Annotated in this window: 13 protein-coding genes; 8 read left to right on the top strand and 5 right to left on the bottom strand. The window is 43.7% G+C overall.

Translation table 11 applies throughout. The features are described 5' to 3' along the window. Positions 1-2: 2 nt before the first annotated feature. Positions 3-2,465, top strand: coding sequence for a cytochrome c biogenesis protein CcsA (gene ccsA / locus ACP26M_RS12670; protein ID WP_426589352.1), 2,463 nt, complete (start codon positions 3-5; stop codon positions 2,463-2,465). 10 nt (positions 2,466-2,475) lie between these two features. Further along, complete coding sequence (locus ACP26M_RS12665; RefSeq protein ID WP_426589350.1) at positions 2,476-3,189, top strand: phytanoyl-CoA dioxygenase family protein; 714 nt, start codon at positions 2,476-2,478, stop codon at positions 3,187-3,189. Here the strand turns inward: ACP26M_RS12665 and ACP26M_RS12660 are convergent. Both ACP26M_RS12660 and ACP26M_RS12655 read right to left on the bottom strand, forming a co-directional pair. Further along, complete coding sequence (locus ACP26M_RS12660; protein WP_426589348.1) at positions 3,183-3,899, bottom strand: hypothetical protein; 717 nt, start codon at positions 3,897-3,899, stop codon at positions 3,183-3,185. The genes ACP26M_RS12665 and ACP26M_RS12660 overlap by 7 nt on opposite strands. Before the next feature lie 30 nt (positions 3,900-3,929). Continuing rightward, complete coding sequence (locus ACP26M_RS12655; RefSeq protein WP_426589346.1) at positions 3,930-4,850, bottom strand: alpha/beta fold hydrolase; 921 nt, start codon at positions 4,848-4,850, stop codon at positions 3,930-3,932. An 82-nt stretch (positions 4,851-4,932) separates the two neighbouring features. On the opposite strand from ACP26M_RS12655, the gene ACP26M_RS12650 reads away from it, so the two are divergent. The 6 genes from ACP26M_RS12650 (at position 4,933) to ACP26M_RS12625 (ending at position 8,756) form a co-directional block, all read left to right on the top strand. Continuing rightward, positions 4,933-5,715, top strand: coding sequence for a Rossmann-like and DUF2520 domain-containing protein (locus tag ACP26M_RS12650; RefSeq protein WP_426589344.1), 783 nt, complete (start codon positions 4,933-4,935; stop codon positions 5,713-5,715). Between the two features lie 19 nt (positions 5,716-5,734). Beyond that, positions 5,735-6,067, top strand: a complete 333-nt coding sequence (locus ACP26M_RS12645) for a 2Fe-2S iron-sulfur cluster-binding protein (RefSeq protein WP_090524420.1) — start codon at positions 5,735-5,737, stop codon at positions 6,065-6,067. A 91-nt stretch (positions 6,068-6,158) separates the two neighbouring features. Then, complete coding sequence (iscX, locus tag ACP26M_RS12640; protein WP_091171429.1) at positions 6,159-6,401, top strand: Fe-S cluster assembly protein IscX; 243 nt, start codon at positions 6,159-6,161, stop codon at positions 6,399-6,401. Positions 6,402-6,552: 151 nt separating this feature from the next. Further along, a complete protein-coding gene (locus ACP26M_RS12635; RefSeq protein ID WP_090524424.1) occupies positions 6,553-7,074 on the top strand; it encodes a KdsC family phosphatase in 522 nt (173 codons plus the stop codon). A 178-nt stretch (positions 7,075-7,252) separates the two neighbouring features. Continuing rightward, positions 7,253-7,825, top strand: a complete 573-nt coding sequence (locus tag ACP26M_RS12630; RefSeq protein ID WP_426589340.1) for a Maf family protein — start codon at positions 7,253-7,255, stop codon at positions 7,823-7,825. 265 nt (positions 7,826-8,090) lie between these two features. Next, positions 8,091-8,756: a DUF4136 domain-containing protein gene (locus ACP26M_RS12625; protein WP_426589338.1), complete on the top strand. Its 666-nt coding sequence runs from the start codon at positions 8,091-8,093 to the stop codon at positions 8,754-8,756. A 48-nt stretch (positions 8,757-8,804) separates the two neighbouring features. Here the strand turns inward: ACP26M_RS12625 and ACP26M_RS12620 are convergent, their stop codons facing one another. The 3 genes from ACP26M_RS12620 to ACP26M_RS12610 form a co-directional block, all read right to left on the bottom strand. Then, the gene (locus ACP26M_RS12620; RefSeq protein ID WP_426589336.1) at positions 8,805-9,005 is read right to left on the bottom strand and encodes a hypothetical protein; all 201 of its coding nucleotides are present in this window, start codon (positions 9,003-9,005) and stop codon (positions 8,805-8,807) included. 16 nt (positions 9,006-9,021) lie between these two features. Continuing rightward, positions 9,022-13,719 (bottom strand): T9SS type A sorting domain-containing protein, encoded by a 4,698-nt coding sequence (locus tag ACP26M_RS12615; RefSeq protein WP_426589334.1) that lies wholly within the window; start codon positions 13,717-13,719, stop codon positions 9,022-9,024. Between the two features lie 635 nt (positions 13,720-14,354). After that, positions 14,355-16,340 (bottom strand): M1 family metallopeptidase, encoded by a 1,986-nt coding sequence (locus tag ACP26M_RS12610; RefSeq protein ID WP_426589332.1) that lies wholly within the window; start codon positions 16,338-16,340, stop codon positions 14,355-14,357. Positions 16,341-16,384: the final 44 nt, after the last annotated feature.

Below are 16,384 nucleotides of genomic sequence, written 5' to 3'. Positions count from 1 at the left end.
TGATGAATACAGTTTTTAAGGGCGAACACCTTTTACCGGGACAAATCGGCCAGTTTTTTATTGTTCTTTCGTTTGGTGCAGCCCTGCTGTCATTTATAAGTTACTATTTTGCTACTACAGATGATGCCGGTAAGGCCGACAGCGGCTGGCAGCGTTTAGGCCGTTTAGGTTTTTACGTAAATTCTATCTCTATTTTAGGAATGGGCACCTGCCTGTTCTATGTGCTTTATAATCACTATTTCGAGTATCATTATGCCTGGGCTTATACCTCGCGCTCATTGCCTGTTTATTACCTGGTATCGGGTTTCTGGAACGGGCAGGAGGGCGGCTTTTTGCTTTGGGCCTTTTGGCAGGCCGTTTTAGGTAACGTACTTATTGCAAGGGCTAAATCATGGGAGCGCCCGGTAATGACTGTTGTTGCCCTGTCGCAGGTTATTCTGGGAACCATGGTACTGGGTATCGATATTTTCGGTCAGCGGATAGGCAGCTCGCCATTCTTGTTGTTGCGTAATTCAGGTATCGAAGCGCCTATATTCTCGCAGCCGAACTACCTCGACTTTATAAAAGACGGACAAGGAATGAACCCATCGCTGCAAAATTACTGGATGGTTATTCACCCGCCTACCTTGTTCCTGGGCTTTGCTTCAATAGTTGTTCCGTTTGCTTACGCGGTGGCCGGGCTTTGGCAAAAGCGATATAAAGAGTGGGTACAGCCCGCCATATCATACGCCTTATTTGGGTCTATGATATTGGGTACCGGTGTGATCATGGGTTCGTTTTGGGCTTATGAGTCGTTAAACTTCGGTGGCTTTTGGGCCTGGGACCCGGTTGAGAACGGTTCGATATTTCCGTGGTTAACCATGGTCGCGGCATTGCACGTACTTATTGTATTTAAAAATACAGGCCATTCATATTTTACAGCTACACTGCTGGTATTGCTGAGTTTTGTACTGGTATGGTACACCTCATTTCTTTCAAGAAGCGGTATCCTGGGCGAAAGCTCAGTTCATGCGTTTACCGATTTAGGTATGTTCTGGCAATTGGTTATCGGCATCCTGATATTCCTTGTTTTATCTGTTTGGGTTTTGGTATGGCGATGGAAAGAACTGCCTATCACCAAAAAAGATGAAGAAACATACTCACGCGAGTTTTGGATGTTTGTAGGTTCAGTGTTTTTAGGGTTATCATGCTTTCACCTTATTGTAGTAACATCGGTACCTGTATGGAATGCCATGTTTGGTACCAAGATTGCACCTCCTTCTGATGCTGTTAAACATTATAACGTGATCCAGTCGTCATTTGCGTTTGTGGTGACTTTACTTACTGGCTTTACGCAATTCCTGAAATATAAAAAGACCGATATTACCCGGTTCTTTATAACTACCGGTGTTTACCTTGTGTTTGCCATACTGGTAACAGCGCTTGTTGTTTACTTAACCGGGGTTTATCGCCTTAATTTCGTGTTTAATCTGGTGATGTGCGGTTCGGTTTACTCGGTTATTGCCAATGCTAAAGTTTTGGTTGATGCCTTTAAGGGCAAGTTTAAACTGGCCGGCTCGGCCGTAGCGCATTTAGGATTTGGCTTGTTGATGGTGGGCGCGGTAATAGCAGCAGGCACCAGTAAAGTAGTTTCTGAAAACGCGAGTGGCGTAGTTAATGTGCAGGGTTTTGACGCTAAGGCTGGCAATGCCCGCGAAAATATCATGATCTACAAAAACACCCCGGTAAAAATGGGCGATTATACAGTTACCTACCTTGGCGACTCGGTATCATCACCTTACCATTTTTACAGGGTTGATTATAAAAAGTTTGATGCTAACGGCAAAGTGCTTGAAAACTTTGTGCTTAAACCCAAAGTACAGGCCAGTCGCGATGCGGGAATGTCTTCATCGCCCGATACTAAACATTACTTGTTAAATGACTTGTATACCCATGTCACCGCTATCCCAAGCGAAGGTTTTGCTATGCAGGGCGAGGCCGGTCATGATGAAGGTAACGATGATAAAAACTACGATGAGCCTGTAGCCCATGAAGTTGCCATTGGTGATACCATCAGGTATCGCGACGGCTTTATGCTGGTTAAATCATTAAACAAACAGGCTACCGTACAAAATATCCCGCTTACTGCCAACGATGTGGCTATCGGCGCTAATATCGAGGTTCATGCGCATGATGGCAAGGTGTATACCGCCGAACCTGTGTTCATGATCAGGGGCGGTAACGTGTTTGATTTTGCCCGCAAGGTTGAGGACGCCGGATTAAAACTGCGCTTTTCAAGGATCAACCCTGAGAATAAAAAAGTAGAAATCACTGTTTACCAGCAGCCGCAAAACAAACGCCCATGGATTGTGATGCGCGCTATCAGCTTCCCGTATATCAACTTCTTCTGGAGCGGTACTATCATTATGGTGATTGGCTTCCTGCTTTCAATTCAAAGACGTAATAAAGAACTTAAAACTGTTTAATTTCTGTTAGATGGATTTAACCGGGCACCGGTATCATATAGCTCATGACGGATTTACCGTTATGGATGATATTTATACCGGTGCCGAAGTTAATACCGTAATTAACGTCATAGAATCCGCTGACAGATCAGGCCCGCTTTTCCGCCAAACAGCGGATGTATTTGCTATAAGGCAGTTTCTGAAGGCTGTTCCGGATGTTTCTCCTCTTTTATTGAATGACAAGTTAAAAAGTGTTATCTCCACTATTTTTGGCGATGACTACTTTGTTGTAAAATCAATCTATTTTGATAAGCCCGGATCATCAAACTGGTTTGTGGCCTGGCACCAGGACCTGACTATCTCTGTGGATAAGAAAATTGATATAACAGGCTACGGTCCCTGGACGGTTAAGCAAAACCAGTTTGCTGTACAGCCTCCGCTCCATATTTTGCAGGATAATTTCACTGTTCGCATTCATCTGGATGATACCAATGAAGATAATGGTGCATTGAATGTATTACCCGGTTCACACCTTAAAGAAATATATCGCCCCGAAAACATCGACTGGCAGCAAGAAACTGAAGTGAGTTGTAATGTACAGGCCGGTGGTATCATGATCATGCGGCCGTTGCTCATGCACGCCTCAAGCCGAACCACCAATAACAAAAAACGTAGGGTAGCACATATTGAGTTTAGCAGGGTAACGCTTGCTGATGAGATTGATTGGGCGGAAAGGGTTTATTGATCATACTTCCTTGTTCCGTAAGGTACCCCGACACTTATGAAGAACGCTTTCAACATATCGTATTTCTGTTTACAATCTATTCCTATACTTATTTTTTCCGAACCGGACTCACTCGCCTTGCAAGCAAAACAAATATCAAGATGGTCAATCACATTATCATTCTTATCAAGAAATACGATCGAATTGCGTGGTTCGAAGCAACCCGGCAGGGCTGTTATCAGGTAGTTTTTCATACCGCTATAGCCATAGTTGAAAATAATATCAGAGACCTTTTCAAGTTGTTCACGCGTTAAGACTTTTGACTGCTTAACATTGTCGTATTTTAATTGGCCATTTTCTATAATAATGCCTCCAATGCTATCCGGTTCTTCTGATGCTTTAGGAAAACCTGCCGAATCAATAGTTATATTAGGATTCTTTGGTAGGCCAACATATGATATTGCTAAAATTTTAGTTGCAACTGAAAAAGGAAATTTCTTTAACCGCTGGGTGGCAGTAAATCTGTTTGTATAGAAGCAGTTGTCGAATGCAGGCTTATAGCCCTTGATGCTTTCACGCGGATATGTTACGTGATATACAGCTTTTCGTTGAATACGTTTAACCTTTTTATGAATTGTAGTATCCGCCGAATAAGAGGGGTGGTAATTGATATTTGCGTAACATGCCAGGTTTGTTAATAATAATAAGCAGGTAATAAATCTGAATTTCATCTTCTAAAACTAAAGATAAAAATGATTTTATTACCCCTTCAAAAACGAAAGGATTTTAGCATTCACTGTATCTGCTTTTTCGATCATGGGTAAATGCGCTGCACCATCAACCGGGAAAAAGTCGGTCTTTAATACACTGCGGATGGAATCACTAAAACGTATTGGCAGGGTTTTATCTGCTTTACCCCATATCAGCAGTACGTTTTTACCGGCACTATTTAAACAGGTATTACTTTGTTTACCGTCCTGGTTGTAATTGTACATGGTTGAAACCAGCGCCTTCCCGAAACCTTTATATCTCATTTGCGGCAGATAACGTTTTATCCATTCCGGATGAGCTTTTGGATGAAGAAAGTCACTCATTTGCCCTTTAGCACGTTCGCCGGAATTTACAGTTTCGTTGTAAAGGGTGAAATATTGCGGTGCTACCGGTTTCTTTTGTTCATATACAGGGTCAACAAGAATTACTTTATTAACCAGGTTGGGATGGCTGCAGGTAAAGTTTGTTATTACCGCACCGCCGAATGATACACCTGCTAAATTTACTTTGTTTCCTAATTTAAGCTGATTGATAAGATCAAGAATTTGGGTGTTGTAAAAATCCTGATTGTAAGGAACATTTGGCCTGTCTGAATAGCCGCGGCCGTACATGTCATAGCGTAATACCCGGTAGCCTTTTTTTATCAAAAAATCGTAGGTTGGGTCCCAGATATAATAGGGTACGCTAAAACCGTGAACAAGAATAACAACTTCGGCATTAGCAGGGCCTTCAAGTTGATAATGGGTTACGCCCTGACTTAATTTGATAAAGCTGCCAGGGATGTTTTTGCGGCTGGCATCGGTTAAGGTTTTGGTTTCCTTATTGTTATATCTATAGAAGCCGTAAAGGATTAATGACGCGGCCCCGACAAGAAATATCACAATTATTATGCTTACTTTAAGTATTTTCATGCGGTATTAGATGTTGGTTCCTAAAATACAGAAATATTTATACTACAGTTAGTTAAATAATTTACTCCATTGTAAAGATAATATGAACATTACCATAATAGGCTCGGGCAATGTAGCTACTCATATGGCTGCAGCGTTTAAAAATGCCGGCCACCGCATTGTACAGGTATACAGCCGCAATATGCAGCATGCCGCGCTGCTGGCTTACCATGTAGCTGCCGAAGCGATAGATAACCTTGACAATATTAATCCCGATACAGGATTGTTTGTTGTTTCGGTTAAGGACGATGCTATAACGACTGTTGTTAAAGCGCTATCGGCCCATAAAAAGTTAATAGTACATACATCGGGCTCAACCGATTTGAACAGTTTACTGGCTTTTACCCCGAAGGCCGGTGTATTTTATCCCCTGCAAACGTTTAGCAAGATAAGAGAGGTTGATTTCCGATCTGTCCCGCTCTGTCTTGAAGGTGCTGACGACGGTATACTTGCTGATTTAAAGCAGCTGGCATTTACCATCAGTAATAATGTATATAGCGTTAACTCCGCCCGGCGCAAAATATTGCACCTTGCCGCGGTATTTGCCTGTAATTTTCCCAATTATTTGTACGGGGTTGCCCAGGACCTGCTGGCGCAAAATCAGATGGAGTTTAATCTGCTGCGCCCCCTGATCCTGGAAACTGCTCAAAAAGTGCTTGAACAGGAGCCGCGCAATGTGCAAACCGGCCCGGCAGTGCGTAATGACGAAGGCACTATGGCCATGCACATGCAGATGCTAAGCGAGATGCCTATGTTACAGGAAGTTTATACTTTATTAAGTCAGGGTATTATCAAAAACAATAAAGGGTTTACCGCACCCGAGTAATTTTGTTACTTTTGCTTAAATGAACATTTATAAAATAAAGATCAATTTCGAGGAAAAAGGGCACGAAAGCGTTGAGTTACCTATAGCCGAAGGAGAATCTGTATTAGACGTATGCCTGGAGAATGGCATTGAACTACAGCACAATTGCGGTGGTGTTTGCGGATGCAGCACATGCCATGTTTATGTAAACAAGGGGATGGATAACATCCAGGAGATATCCGATAAAGAAGAGGATTTTATTGACAGGGCTGTTAACCCGCGCATTAATTCGCGGCTGGGTTGTCAGTGTGTGATTGTTGATGGCGACATTGAAGTTACCCTGCCGGATCAGTCGCAGTTTTTAGGCCACTAATATTTGCATTAATCCGTTTAAAACAATAAATAAAACGTATAATTTACAACGTATTAGCGTAACCCCCGGGTAGTACGTAAAATCAACAAAAATGAGCGATAATAAATTTGCCTTACCAATTCACTGGAATGATTATGAAGATATTGCCATTGAACTTTATGAAAAGTTTGGTGACGATTTTGACGAATCAAGAATATACCGCATCCGTTTTACCGAACTGCTGGAATGGGTATTGAGCCTGCCTAATTTTGCCGGTACCCGTGCCGAATCAAACGAAGGGCACCTGGAGCAGATCCAATCGGCCTGGGTATACGAGTGGCGGGATAATCAATAATTCAGTTGGCAGTTTTGAGCTGGCGGTTTGCAGTTTTAAATTTGCCATTAGCAGTTTAGCACGAAGCAAACATTCTATAATCAAAAAAATCGGTGAAAATCACCTCAACAAATTGGTGTAATCACGAAACAAAATCGGTGTAATCACAACCATGGAATCATTCCTGAATAAATTAAAAGATATTACTACCCTCATTTTTGATGTGGATGGCGTTTTGACCGACGGATCTGTTTTTGTAACGGAAGCTGGCGAACAAAGCCGCGCCTTTAATATTAAAGATGGCTACGCGCTGCAGTTAGCTGTTAAATGCGGCTATAATGTTTGCGCCATATCGGGCAGCCGCTCAAAAAGTGCCATGTACAGGTTAAACAGCCTTGGCATCCAGGACGTGTATATGGGCACACATACCAAATCGCAAAGGTTCAAGATTTACCTGGAAGAAAAAAGCATAATCGCCACCAACGTTTTATACATGGGCGATGATATTCCCGACCTGGAAGTGATGAAGCTTGCAGGCCTGCCTGTTTGCCCTGCCGATGCTGTTGAAGAGATCAAAGCAGTTAGCGCCTACGTATCGCCCTACGGCGGAGGCAAAGGCTGTGCCCGCGATATCATTGAAAAAGTGCTCAAGGTTCAGGATAAATGGATGAGCAAACAGGCGTATAGCTGGTAGGGTTTGGTCCATAGTCCATAGTCTATAGTCGATAGTCCATAGATCATGGTTCATGGAATTAACCCGGCAGATCATGGTTATAAATAGTTTTGTTGCTACTATGATCTATGAACCATTTGCTACGAACTAATCAATGCAGCTACCATGATCTATGAACCATCAACCATGAACTAAAAATATGAACATCATCCCACCCGTAATTCTCGCGTCAAAATCGCCAAGGCGTCAAGAGCTGCTCCGGCTTATGGATATTGATTTCAGGGTTGTGCTTAAAGAGGTTGATGAGTCATTTCCTGATGGGCTTATCCCAACAGAGGTGGCCTTGCATATAGCCCGCAAAAAAGCAGAAGCATTTGATGAAACGGTAGGAGACGAGGTTGTGCTTACTGCCGATACCATAGTGTGTATTGATGGCCTGATATTGGGTAAACCCGAAACCCGCGCACATGCTATCGAAATGCTGCAAATGCTATCGGGCCGTGTACACCAGGTTATTACCGGTGTATGTTTGTTATATAAAGGGCGTTATAACAATTTCTATGATCTTACCGAAGTGTTCTTCCGTAAGCTTTCTGATGCCGAGATCAGTAATTATGTAGATAAGTACCAGCCGCTTGACAAGGCCGGATCGTACGGCATCCAGGAACTGATAGGCCTCATAGGCATCGAACGGATTGAAGGCTCATATACCAACGTTGTTGGCTTACCTACCCAAAAGGTTTATGCGCAATTGCGCAGCTTAAGCAAATAGATGTCCCGGTATTACCCGCCTTGGCGTAAGTATCGGGCGGCTGTCCGTGCGGGGATTACTTGTGCCTTTCGCAATGTGTGGCTGGCATGAGGGCGGATGACTGGTGCCTTTCCTGGTAAATATTTTATTCGTCGTTGCAGTTTCGCTAAACATCGTTACTTTTTGATAAAGCTTGTTTTTCCGGTACAATTAAATAAATAATTATTTAATTTAAACCTTTGTTTCCTGCATAGTCTAACGTATTAAATAAAGGGAGTAATTTGTCATGAAAAAAACTATTAATACAGGGCTGGTGTTACTGCTGGTGGCCACCTTGTCTGCATGCAGCAGTTACAATTATTACACCGCAGCCCGAAACAAAACAGATTTATCCGCTTACCGTACATTTGCCTGGCTACCTCCTGCAACCATGACCAATAAAGCCGGCGCAGTTGTAAAAAAGGAAGTGGCTGATGAAAGGGTTAAGGACGCGGCTATTTCGGCATTGGAAAACAAAGGGTTAAAATTTCAGGAAAACAACCCCGATTTACTGGTAAGTTATACCACAGTTACCGGCCGGGGAATGAAAACTGAGTTTTATCCTTATTACTATGGCGGTTACCCGGGCTTCGGTTTAGGATTTGGCTGGGGTTGGGGCGGTGGCTGGGGCTATCGTCCGTTTTATGGTTACGGCGGCTGGGGCTGGGGATATCCTTATGGTTACGGTTACGGCGGCGGCGGTTATGCCCGCGTGCCTTACAAAGAAGGTACCCTGATTATTGACATTATGGATACCAAATCGCGTAAACTGGTATGGCGTGGTTTTGGTGTTGGCGAACTGCACAACCCGCAAAAAACTGTAAAGGAACTGCCAAAAGTAGTTAACGGCATTATTGAGCAACTACAGCTTAACCAAGTACAGCAAGACCAGGTGCCAATGAAAAAAGCATAAGAAATTTGCTGATCGATTATTGAACTGATGCAAAAATCCCTTCGGGCGCTAAGCCTGGAGGGATTTTTGTTTGCGGTATAAATGGGTTACAGCAAAAGTAAGGGCAGCTACGGCTAAAACAATAACCCAGCCATCAAGCGGGCAGGTAGCGTCGCCATCGGCATTATCACATGGATTATCTAACTGGGCAAAACAGCTTAAGGTGCCGGCCGCAAAAACAAGAGCGGTTAAAAAGAACTTTTTTTTCATATGCGCAAATCGCTTGTTATTGTTTTAAAAATTTACCGGTGCCAATCAACTGCTTGGTTTTGTTATCGGTAACCCTTATAATATATGTTCCGGGTACCAAACCGGCTACGTTGTTTTTCCAGTAAAGCTGTGTGATATTTACTGCCTTCAGTATCACGCCACTGCTGTTAGTTAACTGAATGTTATAGTTTGCTGAAGCGTTGGTTTGCCCTATGGTTAGGTTTAATGTTTCCGTTACAGGGTTTGGATATATCGTAAGCAGGCTATTGCTTATGTTATTTTTTGTATTGGCATACATTAATGGCAGTTCTTTTGACAGGCTGATATCATTGTTTAAATCAGTTAACTGAACACGGTAATTATTTAAGCCTTTTGCCGGGTTAGGGTCGGTATAAGAGTAAGTTCCCAAACCGTTCGATTTTATCACATCCAGATCGTCCCAGGTTTTGCCGTTATCGGTGCTTCTCTGCAGTGTAAATGTGGTGTAGTTGGCCTCATTTTCAACAATCCAGGTTGTTTTAGCGCCGCCGGCTGCTTTTACTGCATTAAAATCAAGCAGCCGCAGGCCCAATACAGGTGATTGGCGCAATATCAGCTGAAAACGTTTTTTACCAAAAGTAGCCGGGGTACTTTTATCAATATTGTAGCTGTAAATGTTGTTGTGTTTAAGATCCAGCGAATCTTTAGTAAAGTTATCCTTAAGCCATATTTCATAAATGGCAGGTACATTGCTAAGCGCTCTTAGTTTTAATTGATATGGCCCGGATGAGGTAGCGTCAGACGTTAGAGGGATGATCTCCTGCTGTTTTTTAGGGAAAGGCCGGTGATGGATAACGGTTTTAACGCTATCGCTTGACAGGGCCGACAAGGCTATCTGTGCACCATTGGTTCCGAGGTCTTCCGCGTCCTTACTATTTTCAAACGCTGTACTGGCGTCGTTGTTAAACGCAAGCACAATATCATCGGTATTAATGGAATCCTTTATCATTTGTAGCCTCAATATCGGTTCGGCCGATGATGATGCATTTTGTTGTGATGCTGCTGATTGTGCTGTAGCTGCTTTCAATATGCCCATGTTGGCAGCGGTGGCAGCCAGTTTTTGCAGCCCTTTATCAGCAGGGGCACTTAATAAGGCTATCAAATTTGAAGCTGTTGGTTGCGTTGTTGATTTCGCCGATTCCCTGAAGGTTAATGACTGCGAAGCCGAGGTAGCCTGTATAAAAAACGCCTGTCCGCTGGCTATCATATTGCTTGCATAGCCATCGCTTGAAATGCCGGGGTTGATATTGGTAGTCGTATCTGCCGTTGATATAGCAGTCGCTTTTTGCATATAGCTGGCATACTGCTTTGTTTTTGGGTTGTAAACCCATATTTTGCCCGGAGCCGATAGGGTTGCAGCCGAAGATACCTCAGAAGGGAAACCTGCTCCGTAAATTGAGGATGTGGCGGAAACTGTTGTTGTTGTGCCCCTGCGGTTAAATTTTTCCCAATTGATGGTGGCCGCGTAAGGATTTCCAATTAGGTTATATCCCTTTACCTGGCTGCCTGTTGTATTGCTGAACAAGAGGCTGGTTGTGCCGCTGTACCAGTTGTTTACTGTAATGTTACCTGTATTTAATGTACCTGTTGTTGTTAAAGTGGTGTTGGTAGGCACATAGCTTGCGGTTGTTGAAGTTGCAAGGTCGGCGGCTGTCCTGTCTCCCCTGAAAAAGAAAAGGAAGCCGTTGCCGGCAGGGATGGTATGTGAGCCGTCGGTATCAAAAACATAAGTTGGCGAGGAGTTAATGTTGTTGATCCCCCTGAAATTGCCGGCTGTAAATGATGCCTGCGACGAGGCTATGTTTTCCCTGAAGCAGTAAATTGTGGGATTGCCCGATTTATCAAAGCCGCCTGTAGTGCCTGTAGTACCGGTTATCCATGATGAGTTTTTAAGGTAATTTACACTGATTACCTTGGCTGCTGAACCGGTATTAACAGGTGATGAAAGTAACCTGTACCCCCTGTTATATGAATTGCCGCCGCTTATAAAACGCTGTACATTTACATTGCCTGTAATTGCTGTTCCCGAAGGAATAGCATCTACGGTGGCCGAACCAGCGGCATCGGAGTTTAATGTTAAAACGCCGCCGGCGGCAAGGGTAGCTGTACCACCCATAGTAAGGATACCCGATGATGATACCGCGAATTTACCGGTGCCCGACATGGTTTTGGTGCCGCTGCCATTTACAGTAACATTATTAAATTTTGTGCCGTTGGTACTGTTATCTGTGAGGGCTTGAGCACCTGCTTTACTAAAAAATACTGTTCCGGTACCTGCTGTAAATGTACCTGTATTGGTGTAATCTCCATTAAACGTAAATGTGCCCGAGCCGCCTGTAATAACGGCGCTGTTAGTAGTGTTGCCCGTAATACTGATATTGCCCGAGCCCTGGGTTACGTTTGCTGAATTGGTCCAGGTTCCTGCAACAGTTATAATAGGGTTATTGGTATTAAGATTTACCGCCCCGCCGCTTGTGATCCAGTTTCCGCTTACGGTTAGCGCGCCTCCGTCAACAGTTTTGGCTGCCGCCCCTGATAAGGTAAGATTATCATAGTTGGAGGGGTTTGTACCTATAAAGCTGTCATTAGTAGCGTATACCGTTTGCGTGCCCGAAGTTGCCGCATAATTTACAAGTCCTGTACCGCTTCCGCCGGTTGTAAAATCAATAGTACCACCGGTAGCGGCACTTATTGGGGTATTGCCTGTTAAAGTTAATGTGGAGGCACCGGTACCGGTATCCATATCAATTAATGCAGCATTGGTTACAGTTACTATACCATCATTCCTGTTTACATAGTTTAAATTGGTAGTGGCTATGCTGCTTGCAGTTAATGATCCGGAATTTAGATGAAATGCCGCATTATTTACCGAATAGTTTTGCAGGAACCCTAAGGCGTAGTAGCCAATTGCCGAAGACGTGGTATTTAATGATAACGAATTGGTGATACTAAATACGGGGACTGTTGTATTGATAGTGGTTGTATTTGATGTTGGCGAGGTAAATATGTTTGGTGCCGGTGGCGTTGTATTATCGCCCACTATAAATGAGTTGCAGCTTAATGTTGCATTCCCTGTACCTGTAATAGTTGTTGTTACATCGCCGCTGCTGCTGTTGTGATTTTGTGTGATGGCGCCGTTTACCGTAAGTGAATAGGTGTTATTGATGGTTAAGGTAATTGACGGAGACCCGAATAGTGTACTGGTTAAAGGGCCAAATACCATGGATGCTATACTGGGTACACTACTTTGAACAATAGGTTGGTTTTTAAATGAAACAACACCTATGCGTGCCACATTGGTAGAAGTTGGCACCGTTGCGGAGCTCCAGTTACCGGTATTGTTCCAGTTATTGTCCGACGCGCCTGTCCAGTCAATTGCATTTGCAAAAGTTATGATATTACCATTTGACGAGGGGCCGGTATAAGTAATAGCAGAGCTGTTTCCATTCCCTGTAAGGGTGTTAATACTGGTGACGGTAATGGTACCTGTAGGGCTGCTGCCATAGTTTAGCTGGCTTTTTACTGTACCTGTATAAAAATAATAGCCGGGGACAGAGTAGGATCCATCTGTATTGCCCGAGCTTGAGATAAGGTCGCCTACACTATAATCTTGTATAGCGTTACCAGTGTAAGTTACTGAACTTATCAGCGCGTCTGTCGATGTAGAATAATACGAATCATCTGATCGGTACAAACTCCCCGAACTATTGAAGTAGCCCTCGAAGCCTGCCCCGGAGGTATTCATTACCAGTTGATTAATGATAAAGTTGCCCCTTGATATTATTTTTAATCCGTAAAGGGTTACGCTTTCATTTTCATAATAAGCAGGTTGTGTTACATTATTAGCTGCATCGTTTGCCCCGGTGGTGGTAAATTGAAGCACACGGGTATACATATCAAAATTATCCCATTGAAAGCGGCCGGCAGTAGTACACGTTGATTCGAGATAGGAATAATAGTAAGTGCTGTAGCTGCCGCCCGTTGTGCTTGTACTTGAAGCAACAAGGGTTTTGGCTGTGGTCATGCCTGCTACAAAAACATCTTTAAAAATTGCCCAGCGGCCGTTTTTTAAACGTTGTACCTTGATCATATATGTTTGCTGATCATTGGCCATTGTAGCGTTAAGAAGCTCATTATAATGGCCCGAGTTCGTGCCATTGTCATACCTGTACCGCAAGCTGAGTGTCGTGCCCGTATGGGTTATATAAATACCCTGCATGTTATTGGTAGTATAATCGTTTGCGATAAGCCAATAACGCCAGGTATTGTTACCAACAGCCATCACGTCAGGATCAGAGGGGCCTGTACTACTGTTGTTTTTATAAATGAAGTTCCACTCAAAATCATTAGCGGTAAGATCTACGCTCCCTGATGTGCCGCTTCCGACAAAATCCCACCTGATGGCGCTTATCGCGTTGGTGGCCGGTACTGCCGATCTCAGGCTTACCGAGCCGTTTAAAGGACTTGTAGTTGATGCATCTATGGTAACCGAGGAACTTGTGCGGGTGGCATTACCAACCCCGGTTGCTCCTAATGATGTTATAGTACCAGCAGAGGAAGTTTCAAAGTTATTGTAATAGTAGGTAAGGTTATCGCTGGTTTCCTGGGCCGCAGCTGCACTGATCAGGCATAGCAGATATCCGGTAAATAAAACGCAGCGTAATTGTGTTTTCAAATTAATAGGGTTTCGGGCGAATAATGTCAATAATGATGCTGGTTCAATAAAAACCGGATTAAAGTACAAATTTCAACTCAGATGTGGGTTTGTGCTGCCAATTGCATCAGTTGCGATGTCTTTTATTGAAAAAATGGAAAATTGAGAGAAGTTAATTATTGATTATTGTTTACACGTTTTGGGGAATATTTTCCACTATGCTTTTAATCAATAAGCAGGTTGTTAACTTACAGTAAGGGCTGATTAATCACCGGTCAACGATAAATATTTAAAAAATATTCCTGTTAGGAGTGAGGATTTTTGTTGCTGATAAAAAACTGTTCAGATTTGATTGGGGATTATGTGTCCTGTAACAATCATCATCATTGACTTTAGTCAACCGAATGCCGGTTAATGTGACGATGACTACATGCTGCAGGGGTATTTCAGAGCGGCTTGGGATAAGTGTTCAATTTTTAAAAAAACGGGTGTTCAACTTTTTGTAGTGTATAATTGTAATGTCCTGATTGTCAATGTATATGTGTTCAGTTTGTATTTTATGGAGAATGCAAGTAGTTGATAATCAGTGTTTGTTTATTTAAAAAAATACGCCGGGTGTTCCACATTAAAAAATTGAACACCTGGCGTTATATGCTTTATTTAATCTTTTGTACGTTATTGCCGCGGTTAAGATCAGGCAAGGCGTTGTCGGGATCAATGGTCACCGATTCGGCTTCCCGTGTGGTGGGCAGTGTATAAGTGATTTGCCCGGCCTGCAGCCAGGTTTCAACCGGCAGGTAAAAGCGTTTCTTATTGCCGTCTTTAAATTTTACCTCAACAGTAAACGGCATGGGTAACTGCTCTTTGTTTACCGCTTTGATGGTGATCCCTTTGGATGCATCTTTACCTGCATATTTCGCGTCGATAAGCGCTATATCAACCAGCCAGTTATTGTAAAACCAGCCCTTCCAAAACCAGGAAAGGTCTTCGCCCGCCCCATTCTCCATCGAACGGAAAAAATCATCAGGCTGCGGGTGCTTAAAGGCCCACTGGTTAATGTAATTTTTAAAGGCGTAGTCAAATCTGTCTTTTCCTATTATTTGCTCGCGCAGCAACACCAGGCCAAAGGCTGGCTTATAGTACGTGAGAGGGTGACGGTATTTTTCGGGGATGGCATCAGGGGCCGTCATAATGCTTGGCGATTGCGGATCAAGCAGCGAGGGGATGATCTCATCGGCAGGGTTACCGCCACCGGGTGCATACTCGCTATCACGCTTGGGTGCATATTCACCTTTATTGAAAGCGCCTGACGCGTATATGTCAATAAAAGTATTCAGGCCTTCATCCATCCAGGCGTAGCGGCGCTCATTTGAGCCTACAATCATCGGGAACCAGTTATGGCCTATCTCGTGCGCGGTTACCCAGTAAAGTACGCTGCCTTTATCGGTAATGCCATCAAACACAATACCCGGATACTCCATGCCGCCGGCAATACCGGCTTCGTTAATAGCAACCGGGTAAGGATATACAAACCACTTTTCCGAAAAGTATTCTATGGACTTTTTGAGATATTCGGTAGCGCGGCCCCAGGCATCGTTACCATAGCTTTCGGCAGGGTAAACGCTCATGGCCAATGATTTTTTACCGCCGGGCAGGTTAACCCTCGCTGCATCCCATATGTAAGCTTTTGATGCGCCAAAGGCTACATCGCGGGTGTTGAGCATCTTAAAATGCCAGGTAAGCGTGCCCTTGTTAACCGGGCGACTGGCCGGATCATTAACCTCGGCCAGATCGCGGATCATAACGGTTTTATCGCTGTTGCGGGCCTGATCTAAGCGGGCTATTTGTTTAGCTGTCAACACTTCTTTAGGATTAAGCAACTCTCCTGATCCTGCTACGATCATATCCCATGGTACGGTTACCGAATAATCTATATCTCCATAATCTAAATAAAACTCGCCGCTGCCCAAAAATGGCAGGGTGTCCCAGCCGTGGCTATCGTCATAAACACACATCCGCGGAAACCATTGGGCAATTTCGTAGATCTTACCATTTTTAGTATCGCAATAGTCTGTACGGCCACCAAAGGCACTCGGAATGGTATAATGATAATTGACGCGCAGCTTTATTGCACCTTTTTGCAGCGGATGTGCAAGGCGCACCTGCATGCGGGCGTCAGTAATTACAAAAGGTACAGGTTTAACCACATCACCATTATCAACCGATACGGATTCTATCTGGTAACCGCTGGTATGCTGGTCGGCGCCGGGTGTATGATCTGTAAAAAAGTTAGAGCGGGCATCCTGTTTATAAGTATTTTGATCAAGCTGCAGCCAAAGGTAAGGCAATGCATCCGGGCTGTTATTGGTATAGTTAATCACCACAGTACCGCTGATTGTTTTCTTTACGGTATCCAGGGCAACTTTCAGGTTATAGTCGGCCCGGTTTTGCCAGTACCTTGGTCCGGGCGCGCCATTGGCCGAATGGAAATCGTTACCTTTTTCGGTATAAAACATAGGCGAGAAAGCCTCCGCCGGCTTATAGTTTGATGATGTATCGTTTGGATTGAGTATCCTTTTTTGCGCGAATGCGCCGAGTGCTAAAACCGACAGTAAACCAATGCCGATAAATTTTAATTTCATGGTGTGCAATTAAGCACCCAATATACAAAGGATGGGACTAAAAT

The sequence above is a fragment of the Mucilaginibacter sp. R-33 genome (genome assembly GCF_049949235.1).
GTDB lineage: Bacteria > Bacteroidota > Bacteroidia > Sphingobacteriales > Sphingobacteriaceae > Mucilaginibacter.
The sequence above is the reverse complement of the archived record's forward strand: the minus strand, read 5'-3'. Positions and strand labels throughout refer to the sequence as shown.

Bases quoted from the DNA above. Each gene is read 5' to 3' on its own strand.
- ccsA (WP_426589352.1), top strand. From the start codon at position 3: ATGAATACAGTTTTTAAGGGCGAACACCTTTTACCGGGACAAATCGGC.
- ACP26M_RS12665 (WP_426589350.1), top strand. From the start codon at position 2,476: ATGGATTTAACCGGGCACCGGTATCATATAGCTCATGACGGATTTACC.
- ACP26M_RS12650 (WP_426589344.1), top strand. From the start codon at position 4,933: ATGAACATTACCATAATAGGCTCGGGCAATGTAGCTACTCATATGGCT.
- ACP26M_RS12655 (WP_426589346.1), bottom strand. From the start codon at position 4,850: ATGAAAATACTTAAAGTAAGCATAATAATTGTGATATTTCTTGTCGGG.
- iscX (WP_091171429.1), top strand. From the start codon at position 6,159: ATGAGCGATAATAAATTTGCCTTACCAATTCACTGGAATGATTATGAA.
- ACP26M_RS12610 (WP_426589332.1), bottom strand. From the start codon at position 16,340: ATGAAATTAAAATTTATCGGCATTGGTTTACTGTCGGTTTTAGCACTC.
- ACP26M_RS12625 (WP_426589338.1), top strand. From the start codon at position 8,091: ATGAAAAAAACTATTAATACAGGGCTGGTGTTACTGCTGGTGGCCACC.
- ACP26M_RS12630 (WP_426589340.1), top strand. From the start codon at position 7,253: ATGAACATCATCCCACCCGTAATTCTCGCGTCAAAATCGCCAAGGCGT.
- ACP26M_RS12635 (WP_090524424.1), top strand. From the start codon at position 6,553: ATGGAATCATTCCTGAATAAATTAAAAGATATTACTACCCTCATTTTT.
- ACP26M_RS12645 (WP_090524420.1), top strand. From the start codon at position 5,735: ATGAACATTTATAAAATAAAGATCAATTTCGAGGAAAAAGGGCACGAA.
- ACP26M_RS12660 (WP_426589348.1), bottom strand. From the start codon at position 3,899: ATGAAATTCAGATTTATTACCTGCTTATTATTATTAACAAACCTGGCA.
- ACP26M_RS12620 (WP_426589336.1), bottom strand. From the start codon at position 9,005: ATGAAAAAAAAGTTCTTTTTAACCGCTCTTGTTTTTGCGGCCGGCACC.